This window comes from Wolbachia endosymbiont of Zygogramma bicolorata (assembly GCF_051130665.1).
Classification (GTDB): Bacteria; Pseudomonadota; Alphaproteobacteria; order Rickettsiales; family Anaplasmataceae; genus Wolbachia.
On record NZ_CP149530.1, the window covers coordinates 390,372 to 414,869 of the forward strand.

The window sequence follows — 24,498 nt, forward strand, 5'->3', positions numbered from 1 at the left end:
ATTATAATGTGTTAAATAATGGACAAAAGGAGTTATATTTATGTCTTACATGAGAAATGAACAGGATATCCGCTCTCAGGGCGTTTATTATAGCGCTGGGCTCAGAAGTTACCTAACTAAAGTATATAATTACATGGCTTTAGCTTTGGGCGTTACAGGGCTTGTTGCATTTCTAACGGTATTTTCTGGTCTTTTTCAGGTAATTCATTCTAATCCCGTCTTGTTAATCGTGGTAATGCTATCTCCTTTTGCATTGGTGTTATACATGCAGTATAGAATTCAGCACCTAAGTGCTCAGTCCGCCATTGCTATGTTTTTTATGTTTTCAGTGTTAATGGGGCTTTTCTTATCTTATATTTTTGTACGTTACACTGCAGAAAATATAACAAGAGCGTTCTTCATTACATCAATTATGTTCAGCTCTATGGCTTTGTATGGCAATACTACAAAAAAAGATCTGACTAGCATGGGTTCTTTCTTGATTATGGGAGTCTTGGGATTATTTATTGCACTCATAGTAAATTTATTCCTTAGAAGCAGTCCTCTCTATTTTGCAATATCGTTCATATCAGTAATAGTCTTTACCTTAATGACTGCATATGATGCTCAGAGAATCAAAGACGTTTATTATAGATATAATGATGGCTCAGAAGTCGCTACTACTAAATTGGCAATACTGGGTGCAACTGATCTTTATTTTAACTTTATTAACATATTTCTCAATCTACTCAGGTTACTTAACTTGTTCAATAATAGGGACTAGATGTTTTCCTTTTTAAGGAAAGGTAGTAAGAATTCTATAGTTTTCTTTTTAATATCTTTAGTCGTGTTGATGCTATGTCTTGCATATGCATCGGTACCATTATATAGCATTTTCTGTAAAGCTACCGGGTATGGTGGCACAACAAGAAAAGTAACTAATGCAACAATAAGTGCAACTGACCAAAAAATCAGGGTCCACTTCAATGCTGATATAATGTCCGATCTACCTTGGGAATTTAAATCAGAAACTAACTACGTTGACGTAAACATAGGAGAACAAAGTTTAGCATTTTATTACGCAAAAAATCTATCTGATCATCTTTCATTTGGTATGGCAGTATATAACGTTACGCCTTTCAAAGCAGGTAAGTATTTCAATAAAGTTGCATGCTTTTGTTTTGAAGAGCAAATGTTGCTACCAAAACAAAAAGCAGCTATGCCCGTATCTTTCTATATAGATCCTGAGATAATGCTTGATAGTAATACAAAAGATTTGAGCGAAATAACACTATCATACACGTTTTTTAAGCTTAAGTAACAAACTTTTTCTATTGTCCACCCAAGCAGCGTGAGCTATAGCTAAACTGACTTAGATTTACCGACAATTTGAAAAACTGTCATTCCGCTACCCGTTAGCGGGATCTATGCTTTGAGATACCGCGAATGAATCGCGGTATGACGTGTTGAAACAATCCGATAAGGTAAACCTCGTCATCCCGCTACTTGTTAGCGGGATCTATGGGATACCGCGGCGGTATGACGTGTTAGCTATAGAAGGAGTGCGTTGTTATTCAAATAATAGTTATGCAACAGATCTATTGAATTGAGCAGGAGCTCTTATTTGCTTTTTGCGCACTGACTACTTGTGTTTCAGTGCTTGGTGTTGCTGAATCAACCAATACCCATCTTTTATTATTTGCTTCACAAGCATTCCAATACTTAGCCAACTCCTTATTATTTTTTACAGAATCTGACATTTCTATGTTGGGATTTTCCTTTAATATGTGATTAATTAGCATCTTAGCACATTTTATCTGACTTTCAGCTCTTTCAGCATTCTCTTTATTTTGTGAAGATTGATCGAGGGAAAAGTTAGTAAAACCTTCTAAAATGTCACATGCTTGCCTATTAGAGGTAATGATTATTTTTCTCTCCATGAGAGTCTTAAAAAGGTTTGGAGATGGTATAAGAAAAGCTACATGTAGATAGGTAAATTCATCTCTTGGCTTAATGTCCGCTCCAGCTCTTACTAAAGCTTCTGCCACGTTAAGGTATTTAGAGTTGATAGCTATATCTAAGAGTTTTCTGGCATCTGGATCTTTGCCATCATTTTGCACACGAAATTCATGGTCAATTGCAAAATTTCCAGCTTTCCATAACTCAAATAAATCACTGCAGCTTTGACTATACTCTTTGCCTTCTTCTAACTTGCTTTTTATTAACTCTATTACATTATATGTTTTTATATTATTGCTTATTTTCTTAAATATCTCACAAAGAGCAATATACCTATTAATATATCTATCTCTTCTACCTAACATAATTTATACTCTCTAATTGCTTAAATAGCTTATTTAAAATATAGAGATATTTGATAAAAAAGTCAAGCTTGTTAATTGTGGAAACAATGACTTTGCAAAATATTAATTATTAGATAACATAATCAAAGTTTTTATCTTACATTCATCATGGTTAGAGCTATACAAATAAAAAAAACTGGGGGACCAGAAGTATTAGAATTTGTAGATAAGAATATAGGTGAGCCAAAAGGCGAGGAAGTTTTAATACGTCATACAACTATCGGCTTAAATCGTTATGATTTAGAGCACAGAAAAGGTACACGCAAAATTAAAAATTTACCATCAGTGCTTGGAGTGGAAGCAGTGGGAGTTATTGAAAAGCTTGGTAAAAAAATCAGTGATGGATTGAAGGTTGGAGATAGAGTTGGATATTGCACAGCTCCTCCAGGGGCATATTGTGAAAAGCGCGTTATACACCAGAAATATCTGATAAAAATTCCAGATGACATATCTGATGAAGTTGCTGCTGCAGTGCTGTTTAAAGGTATGACAGCTCACTATTTAGTTAATCAATCTTATAAAGTTAGGCCTGGTGCTTTCGTGCTAGTTCATGGGGCTAATGGTGGTTTAGGACAAATAATATGCCAATGGGCAAAGGATAAAAAAGGTGTAGTGATAGGTTCTGTAAGCTCTGATGAAAAAATGAAGATAGCTTTACAAAGTGGCTGCACATACGCAATAAACTACAATGATAAAGACTTCGTTTCTAAAGTTATGGAGATTACGCAAAACAGAGGAGTAGGTGCAGTGTATGACCCTATAGGTTACGCTACAAGCAAGCTTTCTTTTGAATCTTTAGGCAGGTTCGGCATATACGTTTCCTATGGGCAGATATCAGGTAACGCTCCTATTAGTTTTTCTTTACTTAGTTCACGTTCGTTATTTGCAACTGGAACCTCAATATACCATTATAAGCATGATAGATTCACATTAGTGCTTACCACAATGGAAATCTTCGAGATGATAAGAAAAAAACTTTTAACTGTACGGATCAATAAAAAATATAAATTTGGTGAAATAATTCAAGCTCATCGCGATATGGAAAATAGAAAAGCGAGTGGGTTAAATATTATCAAAATCTCTTAAATAAATTAGTAATTTAAACTAACCATTCATTAAATCATATCAACTAGAACTTCACATATTTAATTCTCCTTTTGGGGGAATTAAAAGCATATAGCTAAACTGACTTAGGCTTACCGACGATTTGAAAAACCATCATTCCGCTACGTGTTAGCGGGATCCAGGATTTTGATTGGGTTATAAAAGTATAGCTTAGGTTTTCCTACGTCATACCACTGCGGTATCTCCAGATCCCGCTAACAAGTAGCGGGATGACGAGCTTATCGTCATGCCACCGCGAACCGTCATGCCGCCGCGAACCGTCATACTACCACGAATCGTCATACCGCCGCGGTATCTCTTAGCATAGATCCCGCTAACAAGTAGCGGGATGACGGTTGTCAGGCTAGTACCTTCTCCTGTCATCCCAGTGCGTGACACTGGGATCTCATTTTACTTTATGATGATGTCATGAAAGTAGCTGACATTGGGATCCAGAAGACTTAATTTCAACCAAATAATAAAGGCTAGATCCCAGTGTCACGCACTGGGATGACAAAAAAGGAGCACCGGAATGACAGCAGTCCTACGTCATACCGCCGCGGTATCTCTTAGCATAGATCCCGCTAACAAGTAGCGGGATGACGGTTGTCGGTGAACCTAAGTTACTTTAGCTACAAACGTTAAGAAATTTACCAAACGAAAAAAAAGGCAAAAGAAGCCCCGGTTAATATCTATTTTCAGTATTGGCGTTTTTTAAGTCTTAAACACTGCAATTTGGCTGCTTTTAAATGCAACTCACCTTATCTCAAATGTTTAAGAAATTTACTAAGCAGAAAAAAAGGCAAAAGAAACGTAACCGTTCACGGATTGTGAGAATGAATTAAAGAACTAAGCAGTGACAGCTACTAGATTCTGTAGCTTTTGAAAGGGGTTCTGGCCATTTAGACGTGATGTCAAAAATATCGACAACATTCTTTCCACGAATCTTTCTCCACGTTCTGACCAGGTGAAAAAGCTGTTTTTACGATAGCCGTCTAATTTGCCGTTCTGCAAGGTTATTAGTTGTTTCTATCACTTCAGGTTTTCTTAAAAACTTCCACATCATATCCTCAGATCGTAACATCTTAGCGGCCATTCTTGAAGCTTGAGTGCTATTTGCAACCCTCGTCATTTTACGTAAAAAATGTTTTACCCTTTTCCGAATTTTTCCCACCAGTCGATAAAATCTCAAATTATCTATCAAATTTTGTTTTTTTGCCTTATCTACTACAAACACCTTATTGCTGAGCGATTTTAGTGCTTGGCCAATTTTGCTCACTTCAACATTTTTACTATGGGCAAATCTCTCAAAATCTCTTGCCAGATGTGCCCAACATATCTGTCTATTTTCACGATTGAAGTAATTGTATACAGCGTATCTATCGCTCACAAATATACCATCATATTCTGGCAGTAAACTCTTCAACACCTTCTTACCACGAGACTCGCTTACCTTCAGAAGTGTCAACGCTTTGTTTGTTATTACCCAACTCCAGCCTCTCTTTCCTTGATTTCTGTGCCCTGTTTCGTCTATATGCAAATACTCGCTTCCTTGCAACTCTTCCTTCATTTTCTCATATTCAGATGCACACTTCTTCGATACCCTGCGTTCAGTATTTGAGACTAAACCAAGGCTTATATTTAGATTAAAAATACTGCCCAAAATTTGCTGTACCTCTCTTTTTGAGTTAATAAAAAAGCCGCTAAGGCTGCTTATAACTGTTTTAGCATTGGGTCCTAGAAAATCTCTTGCAACACCTTCGGGTAAATTTGCTGTAATTCTTTTATTACATACTCTACAATGTCCTCTTTGCAACCTGTACTCAGTTACAATTGGCTTAATTTCTGGCAACTCTGCCTTCTGATGAATAATTTCATCTTCTAAAGTAATCTTACCTCCACACATACAAATTGTATCAATTGTGCATCTCACTACCTCGTCTGCAGCCATTAATTCACGCTTATGCACCTTATGTCCTGGCTGACCTCCTGGTTTTTTATCACTTTTCTTTTTTGCTTTCTTACGATATATATCTCGTGATGGTGGCAGCGATGAATTTTGCGAATTTAAGCCCAATTTGTCTTCTAATTCAACTATTTTTGCTTTCAAGCTATCATTTTCTCTGATCAGTGCTTTTATTTCTTCCTTGAGATTAGCGTTTTCTGCTACAACCTTTTCTTGCAGCACTGTTGTCATTTACCCATTCCATATTTAGCTTCCTATCTCTTTACACTTTTATACTTACTTTGTAAACCACCTTATCTCTGTGAACGGTTACAAAATCCCTTCCAAAAGTTACGACTGCTTAGTTCTTTATTCATTCTCACAATCCGTGAACGGTTACGGAGAAAGATTCGTGGAAAGAATGTTGTCGATATTTTTGACATCACGTCTAAATGGCCAGAACCCCTTTCAAAAGCTACAGAATCTAGTAGCTGTCACTGCTTAGTTCTTTAATTCATTCTCACAATCCGTGAACGGTTACAAAAAAATAGATCCCAGTGTCTGGGCACTGGGATGACGTAATACGGTTCTTGGATGACAAAGAAGGGCGGGAAAAACTCTGTAGTCAGCAGATTTTCAATCAGGAACAGCCAAAGATCTCTCTAAGATGTCAGTTTCTTTTGTATCTGCAACTTTACCGTTCTGATCGAATGAAATTTGCAGAGACTTACTGCTATACTTCCTTTTTCCTAAGAAGTTAGCTTGTTTAATTTTATATGAGACATAGTACCAAACATTGTCATCGAACTTTGATACTAATGTTGGTGATCCTAAAGTGTGAACCACTTTTTCTTTATCGTCACCTGCTTTTATCTTGCTCCACAATTCAACACTAATGCCAGGAGCTCCGTGGTTGTGAATAGTGTGTGTGCAGCTCACTGTAAATAATAAAATAAAAGATATTAATACTCGCATTTCTGTTGATAAATTACTTGAAGCTATAATACACTAATAAATTACCTGCCGTCAAATTTCAAAAAGTTAAATTGACTGATTCTCAATATCACTTAATATAATATTTACTTTAGAAAATAATAGGTGTCTTATGTCATTGTTAGAAGCAGATCCAATATACAAACCTTTTAATTACCCTTGGGCGTATGATGCGTGGCTGCAGCAACAAAGAATCCATTGGATACCTGAGGAAGTTCCGCTTGCTGATGACGTGAAGGATTGGAAAACTAAACTTTCAAGTGTAGAAAAAAATCTACTAACTCAGATTTTTAGATTCTTTACTCAAGCGGACATTGAAGTAAATAACTGCTATATGAGGCATTATTCAAATATATTTAAGCCAACAGAGATATGCATGATGCTTGCAAGTTTTTCCAATATGGAAACCATACACATTGCAGCTTATTCTTATCTTTTAGACACAATTGGCATGCCAGAAAGCGAGTATCAAGCATTTTTAAAGTATGATGCTATGAGAAAGAAATATGAATACATGCTGGAATTTGAGGAAAGCAAAAAACACGATAAAAAACATGTAGCTAAAACTCTAGCAGTGTTTGGTGCATTTACCGAGGGGTTGCAGTTATTCGCATCGTTTGCAATTTTGCTCAATTTCCAACGCTTTGGAAAAATGAAAGGCATGGGGCAGATAATCGCCTGGTCAGCCCGTGATGAAACTTTGCACACCAATTCAATTATTATGTTATTTAATACATTTATTAAAGAGAATAATGAAATTTGGGACAACGAGTTTAAAGAGGAATTATATTCTGCATGCCGCACTATTGTTGAGCTTGAGGACGAATTCATAAAGCTTGCCTTTGATTTAGGAGATGTTGAAGGACTATCCGCAGAAGAAGTGCGCAATTACATACGCTACGTAGCAAACAGACGGTTAATGCAATTAGGTCTTGAGTCCATATATGATGTCAATGATAATCCTATTCCATGGCTCGATGAAATACTAAATGGCGTTGAACATACGAATTTCTTTGAAAATAGAGTAACAGAGTATAGTCGTGCAGCAACTCAAGGCACATGGGAGGAGGCTTTTACTGAAAACGACACGAATAATAGGTGAGTGCTAATTTCACTCTTCTTTGTCATGCAAGTAGCTGACACTGGAATCAGTTTTTTGATCGAGAATGTTGTATAGTGCATAATCAATTTCCCTGGATCGAAGTAGTCAAGGCACTGGGATCTAATAGATAATATTCATGCAGTACGCGCGGGAGTAACAAAAGCTGCTTGTCTTTCATAATGTTTCGTAGCAATAGGCAGTTTTGCTTTACTTAACAACCAACTTACCATATATATGTCCATAGGACATTGGTATATAAGAACGTGCTACAACTATTAATCTTACTCACGGTCATCACTTCAGTTGCATTCTTTGGTCATTTAGTTCCAATGGAAGCAAAAACCTTCTTGTACTCAACGAGCCTGAGTATAAAAGAGGTTTTGCTATTTATAATGCCTTTTATTATTTTTGCGTTAATCTTTAGCAGTGTTAACAATCTTAAGCAGTCAGCTATAAAGTTTATATTGTTACTTATTATAATGATCTTCTTATCGAATCTGGCTTCAAGTTTAATAGCTTATTCTGTTGGGCATTTTATCATACAAAACACTTATTCAATACAAGATATAACGTATGAAGAAACAATTGTTCCTTTATGGTCGTTTAGGCTTCCGCTACTCCTTTCTAACTTTCATGCTCTTGCTTGTGGATTTGTGTCCAGCATAGTAGTGTCTATACTGCTACCTAAGAAAAGCAAAGAGCTTTCGAACAAAATGTTAGATTTAACTCTCTTTATTTTGAGGACGTTTTTGACGCCGATTATTCCAATATTTGTACTTGGGCTTGCTTTAAAAATGCAGCATGATCAAGTTTTATCTATAATATTTAAGGATTACTCAATAATTTTTATTATTATAGCATCTGCAACCTACCTTTATGTTTTCCTCTTATATGGAGCAGCAAATTCATTCAAGATCACAAGCTGGATAGCTAGTATAAGCAATATGATACCGGCATTTATTACTGCGATGAGCACAATGTCTAGTAATGCAACTATGCCGCTTACTCTTGAAGGAAGCAAAAAAAATGTAAAGCAACCTGATATAGCATCGTCTGTTATACCAATAACTGCTAGCTTCCATTTAGTAGGTGATTGCTTTTTTGTTATAATATTATCAATGGTAATTACTTCTGGTTATTTATTGTCCACAACGGACTATGTAACTTTTCTTCTCTATTTTTTGTTATTTAAGTTTGCTATCGTTGCAGTGCCGGCAGGAGGAATTATGGTAATGCTACCTATTCTTGAGAAATACCTCAAATTTTCTCCAGAAATGCTTTCGTTAATCACAGCCTTGTATATAGTGTTTGATCCAATAATCACTTCAGCAAATGTTATGGGTAATGGTGCCTTTACTATGATGTTTACAAAACTCTATGATAAGCTTAAGTAATGTCTATTTTAGCGATTGATACTGTAGGTACTGGTAGTTCAATAGCAATAGTTGATTATGATGGTAATTGTTTTGTAGAGCGCAATTCCGCCAGCAACAATCATGTAGAATCATTTTTTCAAATTCTGAATACTTTGTTTGATAAGCACAATTATAATTATGATAAAATAGATCATTTAGCGGTAGTAGTTGGACCAGGAAGTTTCACTGGAATTAGAGTTGGTATATCAGCAGCACAAGGTATAAATCTTGCTACAAATAAGCCATTATACGGAGTTAATGCGCTGGAAGTTCAAGCTTACACAATATCTTTGCTTTGTACGAATAGCAAAAAAAATATCAGAGCTATAATCAAAAATGCTCAAGGGTTTTATACGCAGTTATTTGATTTCAATTTATTGCCGCTATCTGGTCCAACTGCAGCACGTGAACCTGGATCCAAGTGTCACGCTACAAGCAGTGACTGCATTACACATATGGATTGCAATTTAAATGCTAGCCATGCAGGACTATTGGTTCATTATAGACTGAAGAACAAGCAAAAATTAAATGAAGTTGAGGCTCTATATTTAAATGAGCCTCAGTATATGAAATCATTATAGACTATTCTTTCGCGTACATACAATGTGGCTAAGCCTGTGCATCTGGTTTACTATCTCTTGAGCTACTTCTTTTATACTCATATCTGAATTTTCTATCTCTATGGCACTCGGTGGTATAAATAAATTGTTAATCCTAAATTGATCTATCATGCTATTTACATTAGTCACCTTCCTATTTTTTCTTTGCCTTTTTAATGCAATACGCTTTTGTAATGTCGGTAGATCACACCTAAGTACCACAGGAAGGATTTCTGTGTTCATTTTTTTACTAAGCCTTACTATTGAATCATACATCCTCATGTTCTGGTCATTATTTTCCATCAACTCATCAATAAATATGTAATTTTTTGAGTGAATCGGATAATTTTCTATTACCTGAAGCATAATTTGCATAATGTCATATATTCTATCTTGAACTTCTTTAGGTATTTGATCACGTTCAAAGACACCATTGTATATAGAGCAAACTTGAACATTGTTATAGAACTTACTATTTACAATTAATGCGTCTATCATATTGGACAATTCTATTGCTGTGGAAAGTTTACCACTTCCTGAAAGACCAGAGAGATATATGAAAAATCCTGCTGGCTGTTTTTTTGTAACCGTTCACGGATTGTGAGAATGAATTAAAGAACTAAGCAGTGACAGCTACTAGATTCTGTAGCTTTTGAAAGGGGTTCTGGCCATTGAGACGTGATGTCAAAAATATCGACAACATTCTTTCCACGAATCTTTCTCCACGTTCTGACCAGGTGAAAAAGCTGTTTTTACGATAAATTACGTACCGTCTAATTTGCCGTTCTGCAAGGTTATTAGTTGTTTCTATCACTTCAGGTTTTCTTAAAAACTTCCACATCATATCCTCAGATCGTAACATCTTAGCGGCCATTCTTGAAGCTTGAGTGCTATTTGCAACCCTCGTCATTTTACGTAAAAAATGTTTTACCCTTTTCCGAATTTTTCGCACCAGTCGATAAAATCTCAAATTATCTATCAAATTTTGTTTTTTTGCCTTATCTACTACAAACACCTTATTGCTGAGCGATTTTAGTGCTTGGCCAATTTTGCTCACTTCAACATTTTTACTATGGGCAAATCTCTCAAAATCTCTTGCCAGATGTGCCCAACATATCTGTCTATTTTCACGATTGAAGTAATTGTATACAGCGTATCTATCGCTCACAAATATACCATCATATTCTGGCAGTAAACTCTTCAACACCTTCTTACCACGAGACTCGCTTACCTTCAGAAGTGTCAACGCTTTGTTTGTTATTACCCAACTCCAGCCTCTCTTTCCTTGATTTCTGTGCCCTGTTTCGTCTATATGCAAATACTCGCTTCCTTGCAACTCTTCCTTCATTTTCTCATATTCAGATGCACACTTCTTCGATACCCTGCGTTCAGTATTTGAGACTAAACCAAGGCTTATATTTAGATTAAAAATACTGCCCAAAATTTGCTGTACCTCTCTTTTTGAGTTAATAAAAAAGCCGCTAAGGCTGCTTATAACTGTTTTAGCATTGGGTCCTAGAAAATCTCTTGCAACACCTTCGGGTAAATTTGCTGTAATTCTTTTATTACATACTCTACAATGTCCTCTTTGCAACCTGTACTCAGTTACAATTGGCTTAATTTCTGGCAACTCTGCCTTCTGATGAATAATTTCATCTTCTAAAGTAATCTTACCTCCACACATACAAATTGTATCAATTGTGCATCTCACTACCTCGTCTGCAGCCATTAATTCACGCTTATGCACCTTATGTCCTGGCTGACCTCCTGGTTTTTTATCACTTTTCTTTTTTGCTTTCTTACGATATATATCTCGTGATGGTGGCAGCGATGAATTTTGCGAATTTAAGCCCAATTTGTCTTCTAATTCAACTATTTTTGCTTTCAAGCTATCATTTTCTCTGATCAGTGCTTTTATTTCTTCCTTGAGATTAGCGTTTTCTGCTACAACCTTTTCTTGCAGCACTGTTGTCATTTACCCATTCCATATTTAGCTTCCTATCTCTTTACACTTTTATACTTACTTTGTAAACCACCTTATCTCCGTGAACGGTTACCATACAGTATCCTTCAATAAACTAACAGAGTCATATATTCTATTTTTAATGAGATTGTCTTTCAAATATTGCCATAAACGCTCTACTGGATTTAACTCTGGTGAATATGGAGGTAAATAGATTAAGGTAATATTTTGTGGTATTTTTAAACCTTTGGATCTATGCCATCCTGCACAATCCACAACAAGAAATGCCTCCCTTGTTCCTAAATATTGTGACATCTGCTCAAGGAATATATTCATACAATCAGTATTGACGTTTGGTACGAATAAGCTAGAACTCTCTCGATTTCTAGGATTAACTGCACTATAGAGATAAAAGTTTTGCCTACCTAATTTTACCTTAACCTGTGTCCTAATGCCTTTTTTAAACCACCCGTGTCCAATCTTTGAATGTGTGCCAAACCGCGACTCATCGAAGAAAAATAGCTCTTTTTCGGGATACGTGACAATAGTTTCATTAAGATTTTTTTTTAAACTCTTCTTGTTTATTTTTATCCTGTTTATTGTGCACAGGCCTTGGAGTAATATACGAAAAACCTAACTTTTGCATCAGTCTATGTGCTGTAGACTTACTTACCTCAATAGAAAACATTTTCTCAATTATGATTTTTAATTTCTTAGCCGTTAGGTTGGCTCCTTCTTCTGCTATGACATTTTTAATTTCTTCTTGCTGCTTGTAGCTCAACTTCGGCTTTACTCCACGTCCTGGTTGTATTTTAAACGCATTGACTCCTCCTTCCTTAAATCTTGTAATCCACTTCATCAATGTAGTTCTAGTAATTCGGTATATTTGAGCAACTTTTGTTATTCCATATTCTTTTGCAGATATTATTGCCTGTAATCTTCTTCCTATCTCTCCTCTTATGCCGTGCTTCTTTAATTCCAGGTTACACTTATTATATAATTCTTCTCCTATTGCTTTACTTTTTCCTGCCATAACTCCCCACTAATTCTTAAATTATTCTATTTTAGAAATTTTTCTTTATTCCTCTATTTATTTTTAGGAATTGGTATTAGATCTTTTTGTAAGTTTTTATAATTTGCTTGCATAATGTTTCTATGAGTTAGTATTATGTAGTAGTGCCCTATATTGCTTATATTTAAAATGCTAATTTTAGCAAGCATTCGTAATTGCCTTTTTATTTTATTTCTTTTTGCTGCTTTTCCGGCTTTTTTACTGATAGCCAGACCTACTCTAATAGTATGAGTGTACTTTTCAGGTTCTCTTTCTTTTATGGCGTACAGTGATATATAAAGCCCACGATAAAAAAGACTGCTGAGTGCTAACTTATTTTTGAAAGCAAAGGAAAAATCTTTTTTTTTATACTTACTATGCGCATAATTTGTTACACCCTAATGAACGGCGCCTATTAAGGATTTTTCTTCCAGCTCTTGTTGCCATACGTGAACGAAATCCATGTCTGCGCTTTCTTATCAAATTTTTTGGTTGAAATGTTCTCTTCATTGTTTTTATGTTAATATAATTATTTATTTTAAATTGTTTTACTTTATTGTCAAATGATGGTGAACTTGTATGACATTTTCGTAGAATAAAATTTGATGCATGGGAAAATGAATTCGGTGATAGTCATACCTGTCCTACTAATCCTTTTATTTTGTTTTAGTAGGTTTCAAGAAGTAAATAAGGTTAAATCTTATCTATATCTTAGTTGTGTATGGATGCTAACTTGGTTGTTAGTACTCTATAATAATTGTTTTGTAACTTTTATTTCTATAGCATTACTTTTTTTCATGCTTGCTTTTATCTTTAAAAATAAAAGAAATAAGATAATAAAACTTTCGTTATTTGTGGCTTTGGCCATATCATTTTTTATCACTTTATTTATAATGCTATCTATTTTTATTCAATCCATTAATTTTTTTAATAAAGTAGCTATTTCAGAATTCTTGTTTTGCTTGAAATGGGGCCACAATGTAGTCACTGTCAATGAAGAGAAGATAGGATGTTTTGGTATAGCGCCGCTTTTAGTAGGTACATTACTTATAACTATTATAGCAATGTTAGTTGTCGTTCCGCTTGGTTTATTTTCTGCAATATATATTAGTGAATATGCGAGTGAGAAAGTGCGTTATATTGTTAATACAACTTTGCAAGTTTTATCTGCTATTCCTACGGTTGTATATGGATATTTTGCGGTTGTGTTCTTGTCTTTCTTTATAAAGCAGGTAGCAAATTTTTTTGGTTTAAGTATACACTCAGAAAGTGCCTTAGTTGCCGGTTTATCGATTGGGATAATGATTCTTCCTTTTATTATTTCTTTACTCGAAGATGCCATAAGATCTGTTCCAAAAAGCTTGCGTTATGGCTTCATGGCACTTGGCGCAACTCCAGCGGAAACTATATGGCATATAACAATACCTTATGCAATGCCTACAATTTTAAGTGCAATTTTATTGTCAATTTCAAGAGTGATAGGTGAAACAATGATTGTGCTAATGGCTGTGGGAATCAACGCAAATTTGACTTTTAACCCTCTTAATTCAGTTACTACCATTACCGTGCAGATCGCTACATTACTTACCGGAGATCAGGATTTCAATAGTGTACAAACTCTTGCTGCTTATGCGCTTAGTTTAGTATTGTTTATTATTACTTGGCTATTAAATGCATTTGCATTGTTTGTAATGAAGCGTAACTAGTAAGCGTTTTAATGTTGCAAAATTTCTATTAATAATATAAGATTTATTTTCTTTAGAAGTTCTTTTATGGAATTATAGTGTTGGGTGATAAAAATAAAGAGATGAATATAGGTAGAGCGATTAAGGTAACTCAAGCAGTTGTTGATATAAAATTTGAAGGTGAATTGCCTAAAATATTTAATGCTTTAAAAAGCAAACTAAAATATAAGGATAAGGAGCTGGTTTTAGAAGTTTCGCAGCATATAGGTGACAATATAGTTCGTTGTATTGCTATGGATAGCACAGATGGCATGTCAAGGGGGGATGAATTTGTTGATACAGGCGCACCAATATCAGTTCCGGTTGGGCGTTCAACTTTAGGAAGGATTTTTAATGTTGTTGGAGAGCTTATAGATGAGTGTGGTCCACTGAAGGGAAAATATAACTTAGAGCCTATACATAGAGCACCTCCAAGTTTTACTGAACAGAGAATACAGGAAGAAGTTTTAGTTACGGGAATAAAAGTTATAGATCTTCTTGCACCTTATCTTAAAGGAGGAAAAATTGGCTTATTTGGTGGAGCCGGTGTTGGTAAAACAGTCCTGATAATGGAATTAATTAATAATATAGCAAAAGCTCATAAAGGATTTTCTGTGTTTGCCGGGGTAGGGGAGAGAACGCGTGAAGGTAACGATCTTTATCACGAGATGATCACTTCAAATGTAATAAATATAAATGAGCATGAAAAATCTCAAGCTGTTTTGGTTTATGGTCAGATGAATGAGCCTCCTGGAGCAAGGGCTAGAGTTGCTTTAACAGCACTTACTATGGCAGAGTATTTTCGTGACCGTGAAAACCAAGATGTTCTATTTTTTGTGGATAATATCTTCCGTTTTACACAAGCTGGTTCTGAAATTTCTGCTTTACTTGGAAGAATACCGTCAGCTGTTGGTTATCAGCCAACCCTTGCAACTGATATGGGTGCAATGCAAGAAAGAATAGCTTCAACAACTTCTGGCTCTATTACTTCTGTGCAAGCTATATATGTTCCTGCGGACGATTTAACTGATCCAGCCCCAGCAACTACATTCTCTCATCTTGATGCCACCACAGTGTTGTCAAGGCAAATAGCTGAAATGGGAATATACCCTGCTGTTGATCCACTTGATTCAACTTCTCAGTCTTTATCTGCTGAAATCATTGGTGAAGAACATTATAAGGTAGCTTCTGAGGTGAAACGTATATTGCAAACTTATAAATCACTGCAGGATATTATCGCAATACTTGGTATGGATGAGCTATCTGATGAAGATAAAATTATTGTTGATAGGGCTCGTAAGATTCAGAAATTTCTTTCTCAACCTTTTCACGTTGCAGAAATATTTACTGGTATGCCTGGTAAATTTGTTTCACTTTCTGATACTGTTTCCAGTTTTAAAGAGATTGTTGAAGGTAAATATGATTACTTACCAGAGGCTGCTTTTTATATGGTAGGGAATATAGATGAAGCAATAAAAAAGGCTGAATTAATACAAGCTGAAGCTAAATAAAAGTTAAAGATTATGAATACTTTTAAAGTGCAATTTTTCTCTCCTGATGATCAAATTTCATTCAGTGGAGTGGTTTCTCTTTCAGTAACTGGGCTCGAAGGGGAGCTTATGATTTTAGCTCACCATGCTCCTTACTTAATTTATTTATTGCCTGGTATGATTACTATTAAAATGAGTAACCAAACAGAAAAGAAGGTTGTAATTGATAGTGGCGTATTAGAAGTTGCAAATAATAATTGTAGCATTATAACAAGTCAAATTCAGGTTTTTGATCGTGCAATTCATGATGAGAAATCGTTTAAAAATAAGAGAATTAGTATATATTTAAGTTATCTTGATGAGAAATTTCTTTCTTAGTTATTTTAGGCAAAAAGTCGGTTATCACTTTCTTGTCATCCAAGTAGCCCAACTTTTGTCATCCAAGTGCTTTTTTTTCTGTCATTCAGTATTCTCTTCCCTATCATCCCAGTATTCATCTTTGTCATCCCAGTGCGTGACACTGGGATCTAGGTGTAAAAATATTTGTAAATTATACAATGGGTAATAGATTCTAGGAGCATATAATGTTCATAATAAAAAAAAGATGGATCCCAGTGTCAGCTACTTGGATGACAAAGAAGGGCGTTTGGATGACAAGATTTTGCAAGGGTATTTTTTTTATGGGAGATTAATATGGAAATTTTTCTTGATAGCGTTGATTTAAATGAAATTAAAGAACTAAAGGAGTTCATTGACGGCATAACAACTAATCCTTCTTTAATAGCAAAGTCCGGGCGTAAAGATAAATACGAGGATTTAGTGCGTGAAATATGCTCTATTATCAAGGGGCCTGTTAGTGTTGAAGTTGTTGCAAATAACCATGCAGATATGGTTAAAGAAGGCCTTAAGTTAGCGAAAATCGCTGATAATGTTGTGGTAAAATTGCCCCTTACATATGAAGGATTAATTTCTTGTAAAAAGTTGTGGACAGAGCATAAAATACCTGTTAACGTCACATTATGTTTTTCTCCTGGACAAGCACTGCTTGCCGCTAAGGCCGGTGCTTGTTTTATTTCTCCCTTTGTTGGTCGCCTTGATGATATAAGCTATGATGGCTTATCGCTAATAGAAGATATATGTACTATATATTCTAATTACGGTTTTGATACTAAAGTTCTTGTTGCATCAGTGAGAAGCCCAGCACATGTAATAGAAGCTGCAAGGCTTGGTGCTGATTCAATTACTGTGCCAGCAAAAGTACTTAGACAATTAATTAATCACCCACTTACTAACCAAGGGCTAGCAATATTTGAAAAAGACTGGGGTGCAAAATAATAAACGGTCACTACTCTGAATCGGTTGACAAATTGGACGCTTGATAAGCGTAATTTGGAGCTTCTTGTGTAATGACTACATCATGAGCATGACTCTCTCTTAATCCTGATGCAGTAATAGTAACAAATTTACAATTTTTTTTCATCTCTTCTATATTCCTATTACCAGTATACCCCATTGCAGCTTGCAATCCGCCAATCAACTGATGGATTACTCCTGAAGCTGGACCTTTGAATGGAACTCTTCCTTCCACTCCTTGTGGAACTAATTTTAGTTTTGAATCTTTATCTTGAAAATAACGGCTAGCTGAACCTCGTTTCATTGCACTAATAGATCCCATTCCTCGATAGCCTTTATATGCTCTGCCCTTATACATGATAATCTCACCTGGGCTTTCGTCAGTGCCAGCAAAAATCGAACCAATCATCACAGAGTCAGCACCAGCTGCAATAGCTTTTGCAACATCTCCTGAGTATTTTACCCCACCATCAGCAATTAGTCTGACGTTTCTTGCTCTACACGTCTCTGCAACATTCTTGATTGCAGAGAATTGTGGCACACCAACACCTGTAACTATTCTGGTTGTACAGATTGATCCTGGTCCTATTCCGACCTTCACTGCATCAACACCCGCATCAATCAACGCTTCAGCAGCCTCCTTTGTTGCAATGTTTCCGCCAATTAATTGCGTATTAGGATACATCTTTTTTATTTCCCTAATGGTATTGATAACGTTTTCGGAATGACCGTGAGCAGTATCCACAACAACTACATCAACTTCTTCTCCGATCAAAGCTTCACATCTTTCTATACCATCTTTTTTACCAGTGCCAATTGCAGCGGCAACTCTGAGCCGCCCTTTACTGTCTTTACATGAATTTGGGTATCTATTGTATTTTTCAATGTCTTTAACCGTAATTAAACCTATACAACAAGAATTTTCATCTACGACCAAAAGCTTTTCTATTCTATTTTCATGCAACAATTTCATTGCTGAGGCACTATTCACTCCCTGCTCCCGCACTGTCACTAACTTATCTTTTGTCATCACTTCGGAAACTTTTACATTCATGTTCTGGTCTTCAATAAACCTCACATCTCGGTTAGTTAAAATTCCAACTAACTTGAGTTGATCGACTACAGGAATGCCAGAATAATTGTGCTCTCTCATTAATGAAATTGCTTCCGCAACTGTTTTATCCGGTGAAATCGTAATTGGGTTATACACGATCCAACTTTCATATTTTTTCACCCTTCTTACTTCTAAAACTTGTTCATCTATTGATAAATTCTTATGTATGCAACCTATCCCTCCATGTTGGGCAATAGCTATTGCAAAGCCCGATTCAGTAACAGTATCCATTGCAGAGGATATGAGAGGGATATTTAGTTCTATATTATTTGTTAAATAAGTTTTTGTATCTGCATCGCAAGGCAATATATTAGAATAGGCTGGCAAAAGAAGTATATCGTCAAACGAATAACAAGCTTCCATTTTTTTCATAGGCTTTATTTAAAGCTTATACGCCAATTAATTAAATTGCAATAGGGCTTTTGCAAAATAAGCATTCTACATTATTTGCCAGCAAACAAAACTGCTCAATGGTTAAGTTTTCTGGACGTTCGTTTCCACTCAATTTAGCGTTTTCAAGGACAGTTTCAGCGTGGTTCGTTATATTTTGCAAGCTATTTCTCAGCATCTTTCTTCTTTGAGCAAAAACGGCACGTGTTAATCTTGTTAAGGTTTCCAAATTTACTGCAAACTTTGGGGTAGGCAAAGGATTTACTGTAATTACTGAAGAATGTATTTTTGGTCTTGGAAAAAACTCTTTAGGTTCAATATCAAATTCCTTTTTTATATCACATAGTAACTGGCTTAGCACTGATAAGGAACCATAATCTTTAGAATTGGGTCTTGCCGTAATGCGATCTGCTACCTCTTTTTGAAACATTAATGTCAAACTCGTAAAAAATTTTATATTATTTAACCACTTTAAAAATAACACTACCGAGATATTGTAAGGCAAGTTAGCAATAACTTTGACTGGGCGCTCTATCAGCTCTTCTTCTATAACATGCAGTGCATCCGCTTCTATAATTCTATACTTTCCTTGATGCTCATTTAGCAGTTGGTCATGGTGTTTTACTAAATCTCTATCTTTTTCTATAGAAAGTAGAGACTTTGGATTATGCACCAATATTTCTCTTGTTAATGCACCATATCCAGGACCAATTTCAATGACATTAAAATTCTCTAGACTACCGGCTAAAGCGACGATTTTTTTTGTTATCTCACTCGATAAAATAAAATTTTGCCCTAGACTCTTTTTTGGCTTCAGTAAAAATTTTCTCATATTATTTTCATTATACAGTATTTTAAAAATCAGTTGACTAAAATCCATTGATAATTGTATATTATTAATGTGTTTAACGCCGGCTTAGCTCAATTGGTAGAGCAACTGACTTGTAATCAGTAGGTTGTCAGTTCAAGTCCGACAGCCGGCACTCTCGCCCATATAAGTAAAGTTGATGTCCTTTTTAATAGTAGCAAATTGGAAGATGAATGGAACACGGTCTTCATTTGTTGACTTTATAGGCAAACTTAATAACAAGAACAATGAGATTACTTCTAGACTAGTGATTTGTCCACCATTTACCGCATTTTCAGACAGTATAGAGTTGAGCGATAATATTAATATAGGAGCACAGAATTGCCATTATAAAAAATCTGGTTCTTACACAGGTGAAATTAGCGCAGAAATGTTAAAGGAATTAGGGTGTACTTACGTAATACTTGGGCATTCTGAAAGGGCTAACGAAACAGATAGTGAAATAAAACTTAAGTCGGAAATAGCAATAGAATCAGGCTTACACCCAATTATCTGTGTAGGTGAAAATTCAGAAGATTATAAGAATGAAAAAACAAAAGAAGTAATAGAATATCAATGCAAAAACCGTTTGCCAACACACGGTGAATATACCGTAGCATATGAGCCAATATGGGCAATAGGCACAGGTCATGTGCCAAATAATGATGCAATTGCTGAGGTGATAGAGGTAATAAAATTGTGTACTGGTAAAAAACACATTACATATGGTGGTTCAGTCAGTTCAGAAAATATAGAAAATTTGTTAAATATTTCAAATTTACCAGGAGTTTTAATTGGCAGTGCAAGCTTAGATTTCGATCACTTTTATAAAATCATACAACAAGTTGAAAACAAGTTTTCTCTTATCAATTCTAAAAGTAGATAAAAGGGAATTACTCACTATAGGAATAGGGCTATCACGGGCGTCTCAGCAGATTCCGCTAACGCGTACTCCCTCGTCATAACGTCACGGTATCCGCTAACACGTAGCGAGATGACGGTTGTCAGAGTGACACTGGTTTCCATACAAAGGTGGTGTCATCTAAGTAGCTGACACTGATTTCCATCCAAGACGGTGTCATCCCAGTGCCCAGACTACTTGGATCCAGAAGACTTAATTTCAACCAAGTGGCTGCATAATAAAGGCTGGATTCCAGCGTCACGCGCTGGAATGACATCTTTCTTGGTGGACTCAAATCACAATGTTCGTACGGTTGTGGGCTTATAGCTAAAGTAATCTAGAAAATTAACGATATTTTATTCCCCGGTGAACGCTCTATTTTGTTTTCCAACTCTAGTTCTAAAAGAGCCATTAGAGCTATGTTGGCAGAAAGTCCGCTTGCTAATATAAGTTCATCTATATCAACAGGTACAGAGTTAATATGATCAACTATAACAGATTTTGCCTGTTGTAATTTTTCTTGTTTTTGGTTAACAGCATAGTGCTCAACATTAAATAGGTTTTTTTGCTGCGGAGGTAAACTAAACCTAACACTTTCTATTATGTCATCAGCGGACTCGATAAGCTTAGCACCGTTTTTAATTAAATAATTACTACCACTACAGCATGAATCTAAAGGGAAACCAGAAACTGCAAATACCTCTCTCCCTTGATTTAAAGCAAAATCTGCTGTTATTAGAGAGCCAGAACGTTTCGATGCTTCAATCACTACAACACCCAGCGATAGACCAGATATAATTCGATTCCTTTGAGGAAAATACTGAGGCTTTGGTTTAGTAGCAAATGGAAGCTCAGTAATTACTAAACCACCGTTCCCAGTGATTTTTTTGTATAGATCAAAATTCTCTTTTGGATACACCACATCAATTCCGCTTGCTGTAACAGCAATAGTGGGATGATTTTTGTATATTACACTGTTTGCTGCAGTATCGATTCCTTTTGCAAGTCCAGAAACGATAACAAAACCAGCTTCGCTTAAATCAAGTGCTAGTTTACTGGCAAAATTTCTTCCATTCATCGAAGAGTTGCGCCCACCGATTATTGCAATTATCTCACGGCTTAATAATGATATATTACCAAACGCAGTTATTATAGGAGGACAACTAGAGATATTTCTTAAAAGATCAGGGTAATCTGGGTCACATGCGGGTATAATTTTAGCTCCAATTCTTTCTGCATTATTGATTTCTTCTCGTGCATCTTGAATGCCATACACCTTATTATTAGCCACCCTATTGAGATATTTTAGCACCTCATCTAGCGATCCATGTGTTCTTAGTATACTAAAAAACTTTATTGGTCCTATAGTTCTAGCCAAGCTTAACCATACTTCTAATTCTTTGTTGTTCAATTTATTTATCTTCATAAAAGGCTTGAATTTCTTATCAATTTAGTGTACCCAAGATAATGCAAATATACAGTGTTTTATGACGCATTTTGTTACAGATAAATGCATAAAATGTAAATATACGGACTGTGTGGAAGTATGTCCCGTTGACTGCTTCTATGAAGGTAAAAACATGCTCGTGATTAACCCAGATGAATGTATTGATTGCGGAGTGTGCATACCTGAGTGTCCAGTAGATGCAATTGTAACTGATGATTCCATAAAAGATATTTTAGAATTAGATGAAGAATTACTGAGCAGCGAACAAAAAACTTTCAAGTTATTTTACGATATAAATGTAGAATACTCACAAAAATGGCCAAACATTACAGCTAAAAAGCAACCTCTCTATACTGCAGAAGAGTATAAGGAAAAAAAGGATAAAACAGCTTATTTTGATGAAAATTTAGAGTAATACTGTTGAAGAGGAAGAAACTTCTTTTATATCTTATCCTGTTTGTCTTTGGTTATTGAAAATGGTCGCATTATTTAGGTTTTTAGTAATATTTAATATTAGATTAATAATAATCTACTTGGAAACAACGAAAGATTATGTTAAATATAGAATTAACGAATTATTATATAACTTTTAGTAGGATGACAGTATTATAAAATTTAGAGGCATCAAAATGGAAAATCACGCTAAAGAGAGTATAAAGCATAAAGTAGTATTACCAAACTCAAAAACAATCAATATTGAAGGAACAAATTTCAAGTATGAAATACATTACGATCAATTAGATGAGAAAGATCTTCTTATGATTGAAAAATACGCTAATCATATTTTCCATGCCTACCAAGAGAAATATGGTTTAGATATCAACACAGATCATACTTTTAAAGGCTTTATATATAACAGCTTAACAGATTTGCGTAATGCACGTCCAGGGCATAACAATTCTTATGAACTGCGAATGTTCACCACTACCCTCATAAAAGTGGGTCTGTAGCTCATGATTTGACAAAAATGATTTATATTACTCTAAATTTCTATAATAAACAAAGTCGTAATATTCCTATCCCAAAAGGCAATTTTACAATAGATGTAGAAAAAGAATTAAAAGCTATTAGATTAGACGACAATCAAGAAGAGTCAAAAAAAATAGAACTTTCAGGCTCAGAAGAAGAAAAAATCAAGGTAGATGAGGAAAAAAGTCGCCAAGAAGAAATCAGTCCAGAAAAGCATCAAACAATTAATCAAGAAGAGTCAAATACAGGGGAGAAACCTGAAACAACAATTAATCAAGAAGAGCCAAAAAGAATAGAACCTTCAGGTTCAGGAGGAGAAGAAAAAATCAAGCTAGATGAGGAAAAAAGTCGCCAAGAAGAAATCAGTCCAGAAACAGTATTACCAAACTCAAAAACAATCAATATTGAAGGAACAAAATTTAAGTATGAAATACATTACGACCAACTAGACGAGAAAGATCTCCTTACGATTGAAAAATACGCTAATTATATTTTTCATGCCTACCAAGAGAGATATGGTTTAGATATCAACACAGATCATACTTTTAAAGGCTTTACATATAACAACTTAACAGATTTGCGTCACGGTGCTTATGCAAACGCATATGGTCACCACTACCATTATAAAAGTGAGTCTATAGCTCATAAGTTGACAGACGTGATTTATCTTACTCTAAATTTGTATAATAGGGAAAATCACGGTACTCCTTACCTAGAAGACAAATACACGTTTATAAGAGATGTAGAAAAAGAATTAAAAGCCATTAGATTAGACGATAATCAAGAAGAGTCAAATACAGCGGAGAAACCTGAAACAACAATTAATCAAGAAGAGCCAAAAAAAATAGAACCTTCAGGCTCAGGAGAAGAAGAAAAAATCAAGCTAGATGAGGAAAAAAGTCGCCAAGAAGAAATCAGTCCAGAAACAGTATTACCAAACTCAAAAGCAATCAATATTGAAGGAACAAAATTTAAGTATGAAATACATTACGATCAATTAGATGAGAAAGATCTCCTTACGATCGAAAAATACGCTAATTATATTTTTCATGCCTATCAAGAGAGATATGGTTTAGATATGAACACAGATCATACTGTTAAAGGCTTTACATATAACAACTTAGCAAATTTGTCTGACGATGATTATGATTCTATTACCGCGGATTATCACGAATACCATTATCACAGTGAGTCTATAGCTAATGATTTGACAACAATGATTTATGTTACTCTAAATTTGTATAATGAGAAAAATTACGGCACTTCTTTCCCAAGAGGCGAATTTATAAGAGATGTAGCAGAAGAATTAAAAAACATTGGATTAGACGATAATCAAGGAGAGTTAAATACAGAAGAGAGACCTAAAACAACAATTAATCAGGAGAAACAGGAAAAAGAATTAAAGGAATCTGATCAACAAGATGTTATAACAACTACTGATCACCCGCTAGATGATTATAATCATGATTATCACTTAATAGGCTAGCAAGTAGCGCTAGCAAAAATTAATCAGGAAAAAGGGTTAGAGGGAGCAAGATGTTATCTGATCAACCCGCCAGATGAATTATAGTCGTGAGAACCTGTTTATAATCTTTTGAGGAGTAAAGGCTAGGTATACAGATTCCAAAATGAACGGTTCTCACAACCTTTAGTTTTTATTGCTGAAAGTAATCATATTATCAAGTTTTTAACATTATTTAATACTAAGTTAATATTAATTCATTGATAAATTTTTAGCTATAGAAGCAG

General features: G+C 35.2%; 27 protein-coding genes, 1 tRNA gene and 1 pseudogene. 16 read left to right on the plus strand and 13 right to left on the minus strand.

Going from position 1 to position 24,498, the window contains the following annotated elements; translation table 11 throughout:
• Positions 1-40: 40 nt before the first annotated feature.
• Together WKH12_RS01775 and WKH12_RS01780 are read left to right on the plus strand one after the other, a co-directional pair.
• Positions 41-763 (plus strand): Bax inhibitor-1/YccA family protein, encoded by a 723-nt coding sequence (locus WKH12_RS01775; RefSeq protein ID WP_434732490.1) that lies wholly within the window; start codon positions 41-43, stop codon positions 761-763.
• Positions 764-1,300, plus strand: a complete 537-nt coding sequence (locus WKH12_RS01780; RefSeq protein WP_253307274.1) for a cytochrome c oxidase assembly protein — start codon at positions 764-766, stop codon at positions 1,298-1,300. It begins immediately after the preceding gene.
• 277 nt (positions 1,301-1,577) lie between these two features.
• Here WKH12_RS01780 and WKH12_RS01785 read toward each other — a convergent pair whose 3' ends face one another.
• Positions 1,578-2,303, minus strand: coding sequence for an ankyrin repeat domain-containing protein (locus WKH12_RS01785; RefSeq protein WP_434732491.1), 726 nt, complete (start codon positions 2,301-2,303; stop codon positions 1,578-1,580).
• 147 nt (positions 2,304-2,450) lie between these two features.
• On the opposite strand from WKH12_RS01785, the gene WKH12_RS01790 reads away from it, so the two are divergent.
• Positions 2,451-3,428 carry a quinone oxidoreductase family protein gene (locus WKH12_RS01790; RefSeq protein ID WP_434732492.1) on the plus strand — a complete coding sequence of 326 codons (978 nt, stop codon included), beginning with the start codon at positions 2,451-2,453 and terminating at the stop codon, positions 3,426-3,428.
• Positions 3,429-4,295: 867 nt separating this feature from the next.
• Here the strand turns inward: WKH12_RS01790 and WKH12_RS01795 are convergent.
• Both WKH12_RS01795 and tnpC (WKH12_RS01800) read right to left on the minus strand, forming a co-directional pair.
• Positions 4,296-4,460, minus strand: a complete 165-nt coding sequence (locus WKH12_RS01795; RefSeq protein ID WP_434732025.1) for a hypothetical protein — start codon at positions 4,458-4,460, stop codon at positions 4,296-4,298.
• A complete protein-coding gene (tnpC, locus tag WKH12_RS01800; RefSeq protein WP_434732026.1) occupies positions 4,429-5,643 on the minus strand; it encodes an IS66 family transposase in 1,215 nt (404 codons plus the stop codon). The genes WKH12_RS01795 and tnpC (WKH12_RS01800) overlap by 32 nt, the downstream gene beginning before the upstream one ends.
• Positions 5,644-5,713: 70 nt before the next feature.
• Here tnpC (WKH12_RS01800) and WKH12_RS01805 point away from each other — a divergent pair, with 70 nt between their 5' ends.
• Entirely contained in the window at positions 5,714-5,896 is a 183-nt protein-coding gene (locus WKH12_RS01805) for a hypothetical protein (protein WP_434732493.1), read from the plus strand.
• A 131-nt stretch (positions 5,897-6,027) separates the two neighbouring features.
• Here the strand turns inward: WKH12_RS01805 and WKH12_RS01810 are convergent, their stop codons facing one another.
• Positions 6,028-6,366 (minus strand): outer membrane protein assembly factor BamE, encoded by a 339-nt coding sequence (locus WKH12_RS01810; RefSeq protein WP_264735363.1) that lies wholly within the window; start codon positions 6,364-6,366, stop codon positions 6,028-6,030.
• Positions 6,367-6,496: 130 nt separating this feature from the next.
• Between WKH12_RS01810 and WKH12_RS01815 the strand changes: the two genes are divergently transcribed.
• From WKH12_RS01815 to tsaB, 3 genes are all read left to right on the plus strand, one after another.
• Positions 6,497-7,486 (plus strand): ribonucleotide-diphosphate reductase subunit beta, encoded by a 990-nt coding sequence (locus WKH12_RS01815; RefSeq protein ID WP_434732494.1) that lies wholly within the window; start codon positions 6,497-6,499, stop codon positions 7,484-7,486.
• A 263-nt stretch (positions 7,487-7,749) separates the two neighbouring features.
• Entirely contained in the window at positions 7,750-8,880 is a 1,131-nt protein-coding gene (locus WKH12_RS01820; RefSeq protein ID WP_341822669.1) for a cation:dicarboxylate symporter family transporter, read from the plus strand.
• On the plus strand, positions 8,880-9,482 hold the full coding sequence (tsaB, locus tag WKH12_RS01825) for a tRNA (adenosine(37)-N6)-threonylcarbamoyltransferase complex dimerization subunit type 1 TsaB (protein ID WP_264688015.1): 603 nt from the start codon (positions 8,880-8,882) through the stop codon (positions 9,480-9,482). The genes WKH12_RS01820 and tsaB overlap by 1 nt, the downstream gene beginning before the upstream one ends.
• On the opposite strand, the gene WKH12_RS01830 is transcribed toward tsaB, so the two are convergent.
• The 6 genes and pseudogenes from WKH12_RS01830 to rpmH form a co-directional block, all read right to left on the minus strand.
• A complete protein-coding gene (locus WKH12_RS01830; protein ID WP_434732679.1) occupies positions 9,477-10,058 on the minus strand; it encodes an AAA family ATPase in 582 nt (193 codons plus the stop codon). The two genes, tsaB and WKH12_RS01830, sit on opposite strands and share 6 nt — an antisense overlap.
• Before the next feature lie 61 nt (positions 10,059-10,119).
• Positions 10,120-11,475, minus strand: coding sequence for an IS66 family transposase (tnpC, locus tag WKH12_RS01835; protein ID WP_434732010.1), 1,356 nt, complete (start codon positions 11,473-11,475; stop codon positions 10,120-10,122).
• Between the two features lie 78 nt (positions 11,476-11,553).
• Positions 11,554-12,087, minus strand: a complete 534-nt coding sequence (locus WKH12_RS01840) for an IS630 family transposase (RefSeq protein WP_434732680.1) — start codon at positions 12,085-12,087, stop codon at positions 11,554-11,556.
• Positions 12,017-12,496, minus strand: a complete 480-nt coding sequence (locus tag WKH12_RS01845) for a helix-turn-helix domain-containing protein (RefSeq protein ID WP_341822923.1) — start codon at positions 12,494-12,496, stop codon at positions 12,017-12,019. Before WKH12_RS01845 ends, WKH12_RS01840 begins: the two co-directional genes overlap by 71 nt.
• A 53-nt stretch (positions 12,497-12,549) precedes the next feature.
• Positions 12,550-12,870: pseudogene (rnpA, locus tag WKH12_RS01850) on the minus strand (ribonuclease P protein component); the annotation flags it as partial.
• A 19-nt stretch (positions 12,871-12,889) separates the two neighbouring features.
• The gene (gene rpmH, locus WKH12_RS01855; protein WP_006279898.1) at positions 12,890-13,024 is read right to left on the minus strand and encodes a 50S ribosomal protein L34; all 135 of its coding nucleotides are present in this window, start codon (positions 13,022-13,024) and stop codon (positions 12,890-12,892) included.
• A gap of 107 nt (positions 13,025-13,131) precedes the next feature.
• Between rpmH and pstC the strand changes: the two genes are divergently transcribed.
• The 4 genes from pstC (at position 13,132) to fsa (ending at position 17,063) form a co-directional block, all read left to right on the plus strand.
• On the plus strand, positions 13,132-14,220 hold the full coding sequence (pstC, locus tag WKH12_RS01860; RefSeq protein WP_434732495.1) for a phosphate ABC transporter permease subunit PstC: 1,089 nt from the start codon (positions 13,132-13,134) through the stop codon (positions 14,218-14,220).
• Positions 14,221-14,321: 101 nt separating this feature from the next.
• Complete coding sequence (gene atpD / locus WKH12_RS01865) at positions 14,322-15,749, plus strand: F0F1 ATP synthase subunit beta (protein ID WP_434732496.1); 1,428 nt, start codon at positions 14,322-14,324, stop codon at positions 15,747-15,749.
• A gap of 12 nt (positions 15,750-15,761) precedes the next feature.
• Positions 15,762-16,106 (plus strand): F0F1 ATP synthase subunit epsilon, encoded by a 345-nt coding sequence (locus WKH12_RS01870; protein ID WP_353275675.1) that lies wholly within the window; start codon positions 15,762-15,764, stop codon positions 16,104-16,106.
• A 315-nt stretch (positions 16,107-16,421) separates the two neighbouring features.
• Positions 16,422-17,063 (plus strand): fructose-6-phosphate aldolase, encoded by a 642-nt coding sequence (gene fsa, locus WKH12_RS01875; protein WP_434732497.1) that lies wholly within the window; start codon positions 16,422-16,424, stop codon positions 17,061-17,063.
• 10 nt (positions 17,064-17,073) lie between these two features.
• Here the strand turns inward: fsa and guaB are convergent, their stop codons facing one another.
• Positions 17,074-18,567: an IMP dehydrogenase gene (gene guaB, locus WKH12_RS01880; protein WP_253309150.1), complete on the minus strand. Its 1,494-nt coding sequence runs from the start codon at positions 18,565-18,567 to the stop codon at positions 17,074-17,076.
• A gap of 31 nt (positions 18,568-18,598) precedes the next feature.
• Positions 18,599-19,417, minus strand: coding sequence for a 16S rRNA (adenine(1518)-N(6)/adenine(1519)-N(6))-dimethyltransferase RsmA (gene rsmA, locus WKH12_RS01885; RefSeq protein WP_434732681.1), 819 nt, complete (start codon positions 19,415-19,417; stop codon positions 18,599-18,601).
• A gap of 78 nt (positions 19,418-19,495) precedes the next feature.
• Between rsmA and WKH12_RS01890 the strand changes: the two genes are divergently transcribed.
• Positions 19,496-19,568: transfer RNA gene (locus WKH12_RS01890), tRNA-Thr, on the plus strand.
• Positions 19,569-19,592: 24 nt separating this feature from the next.
• On the plus strand, positions 19,593-20,318 hold the full coding sequence (locus tag WKH12_RS01895) for a triosephosphate isomerase (protein WP_434732498.1): 726 nt from the start codon (positions 19,593-19,595) through the stop codon (positions 20,316-20,318).
• A 352-nt stretch (positions 20,319-20,670) separates the two neighbouring features.
• On the opposite strand, the gene dprA is transcribed toward WKH12_RS01895, so the two are convergent.
• Positions 20,671-21,759, minus strand: coding sequence for a DNA-processing protein DprA (gene dprA, locus WKH12_RS01900; RefSeq protein ID WP_434732499.1), 1,089 nt, complete (start codon positions 21,757-21,759; stop codon positions 20,671-20,673).
• A gap of 61 nt (positions 21,760-21,820) precedes the next feature.
• Between dprA and WKH12_RS01905 the strand changes: the two genes are divergently transcribed.
• From WKH12_RS01905 to WKH12_RS01915, 3 genes are all read left to right on the plus strand, one after another.
• Positions 21,821-22,195, plus strand: coding sequence for a ferredoxin family protein (locus WKH12_RS01905; RefSeq protein WP_010082601.1), 375 nt, complete (start codon positions 21,821-21,823; stop codon positions 22,193-22,195).
• 214 nt (positions 22,196-22,409) lie between these two features.
• Positions 22,410-22,730, plus strand: a complete 321-nt coding sequence (locus WKH12_RS01910) for a hypothetical protein (protein WP_434732500.1) — start codon at positions 22,410-22,412, stop codon at positions 22,728-22,730.
• Positions 22,731-22,738: 8 nt separating this feature from the next.
• Positions 22,739-24,235 carry a hypothetical protein gene (locus WKH12_RS01915; protein WP_434732501.1) on the plus strand — a complete coding sequence of 499 codons (1,497 nt, stop codon included), beginning with the start codon at positions 22,739-22,741 and terminating at the stop codon, positions 24,233-24,235.
• Positions 24,236-24,498: the final 263 nt, after the last annotated feature.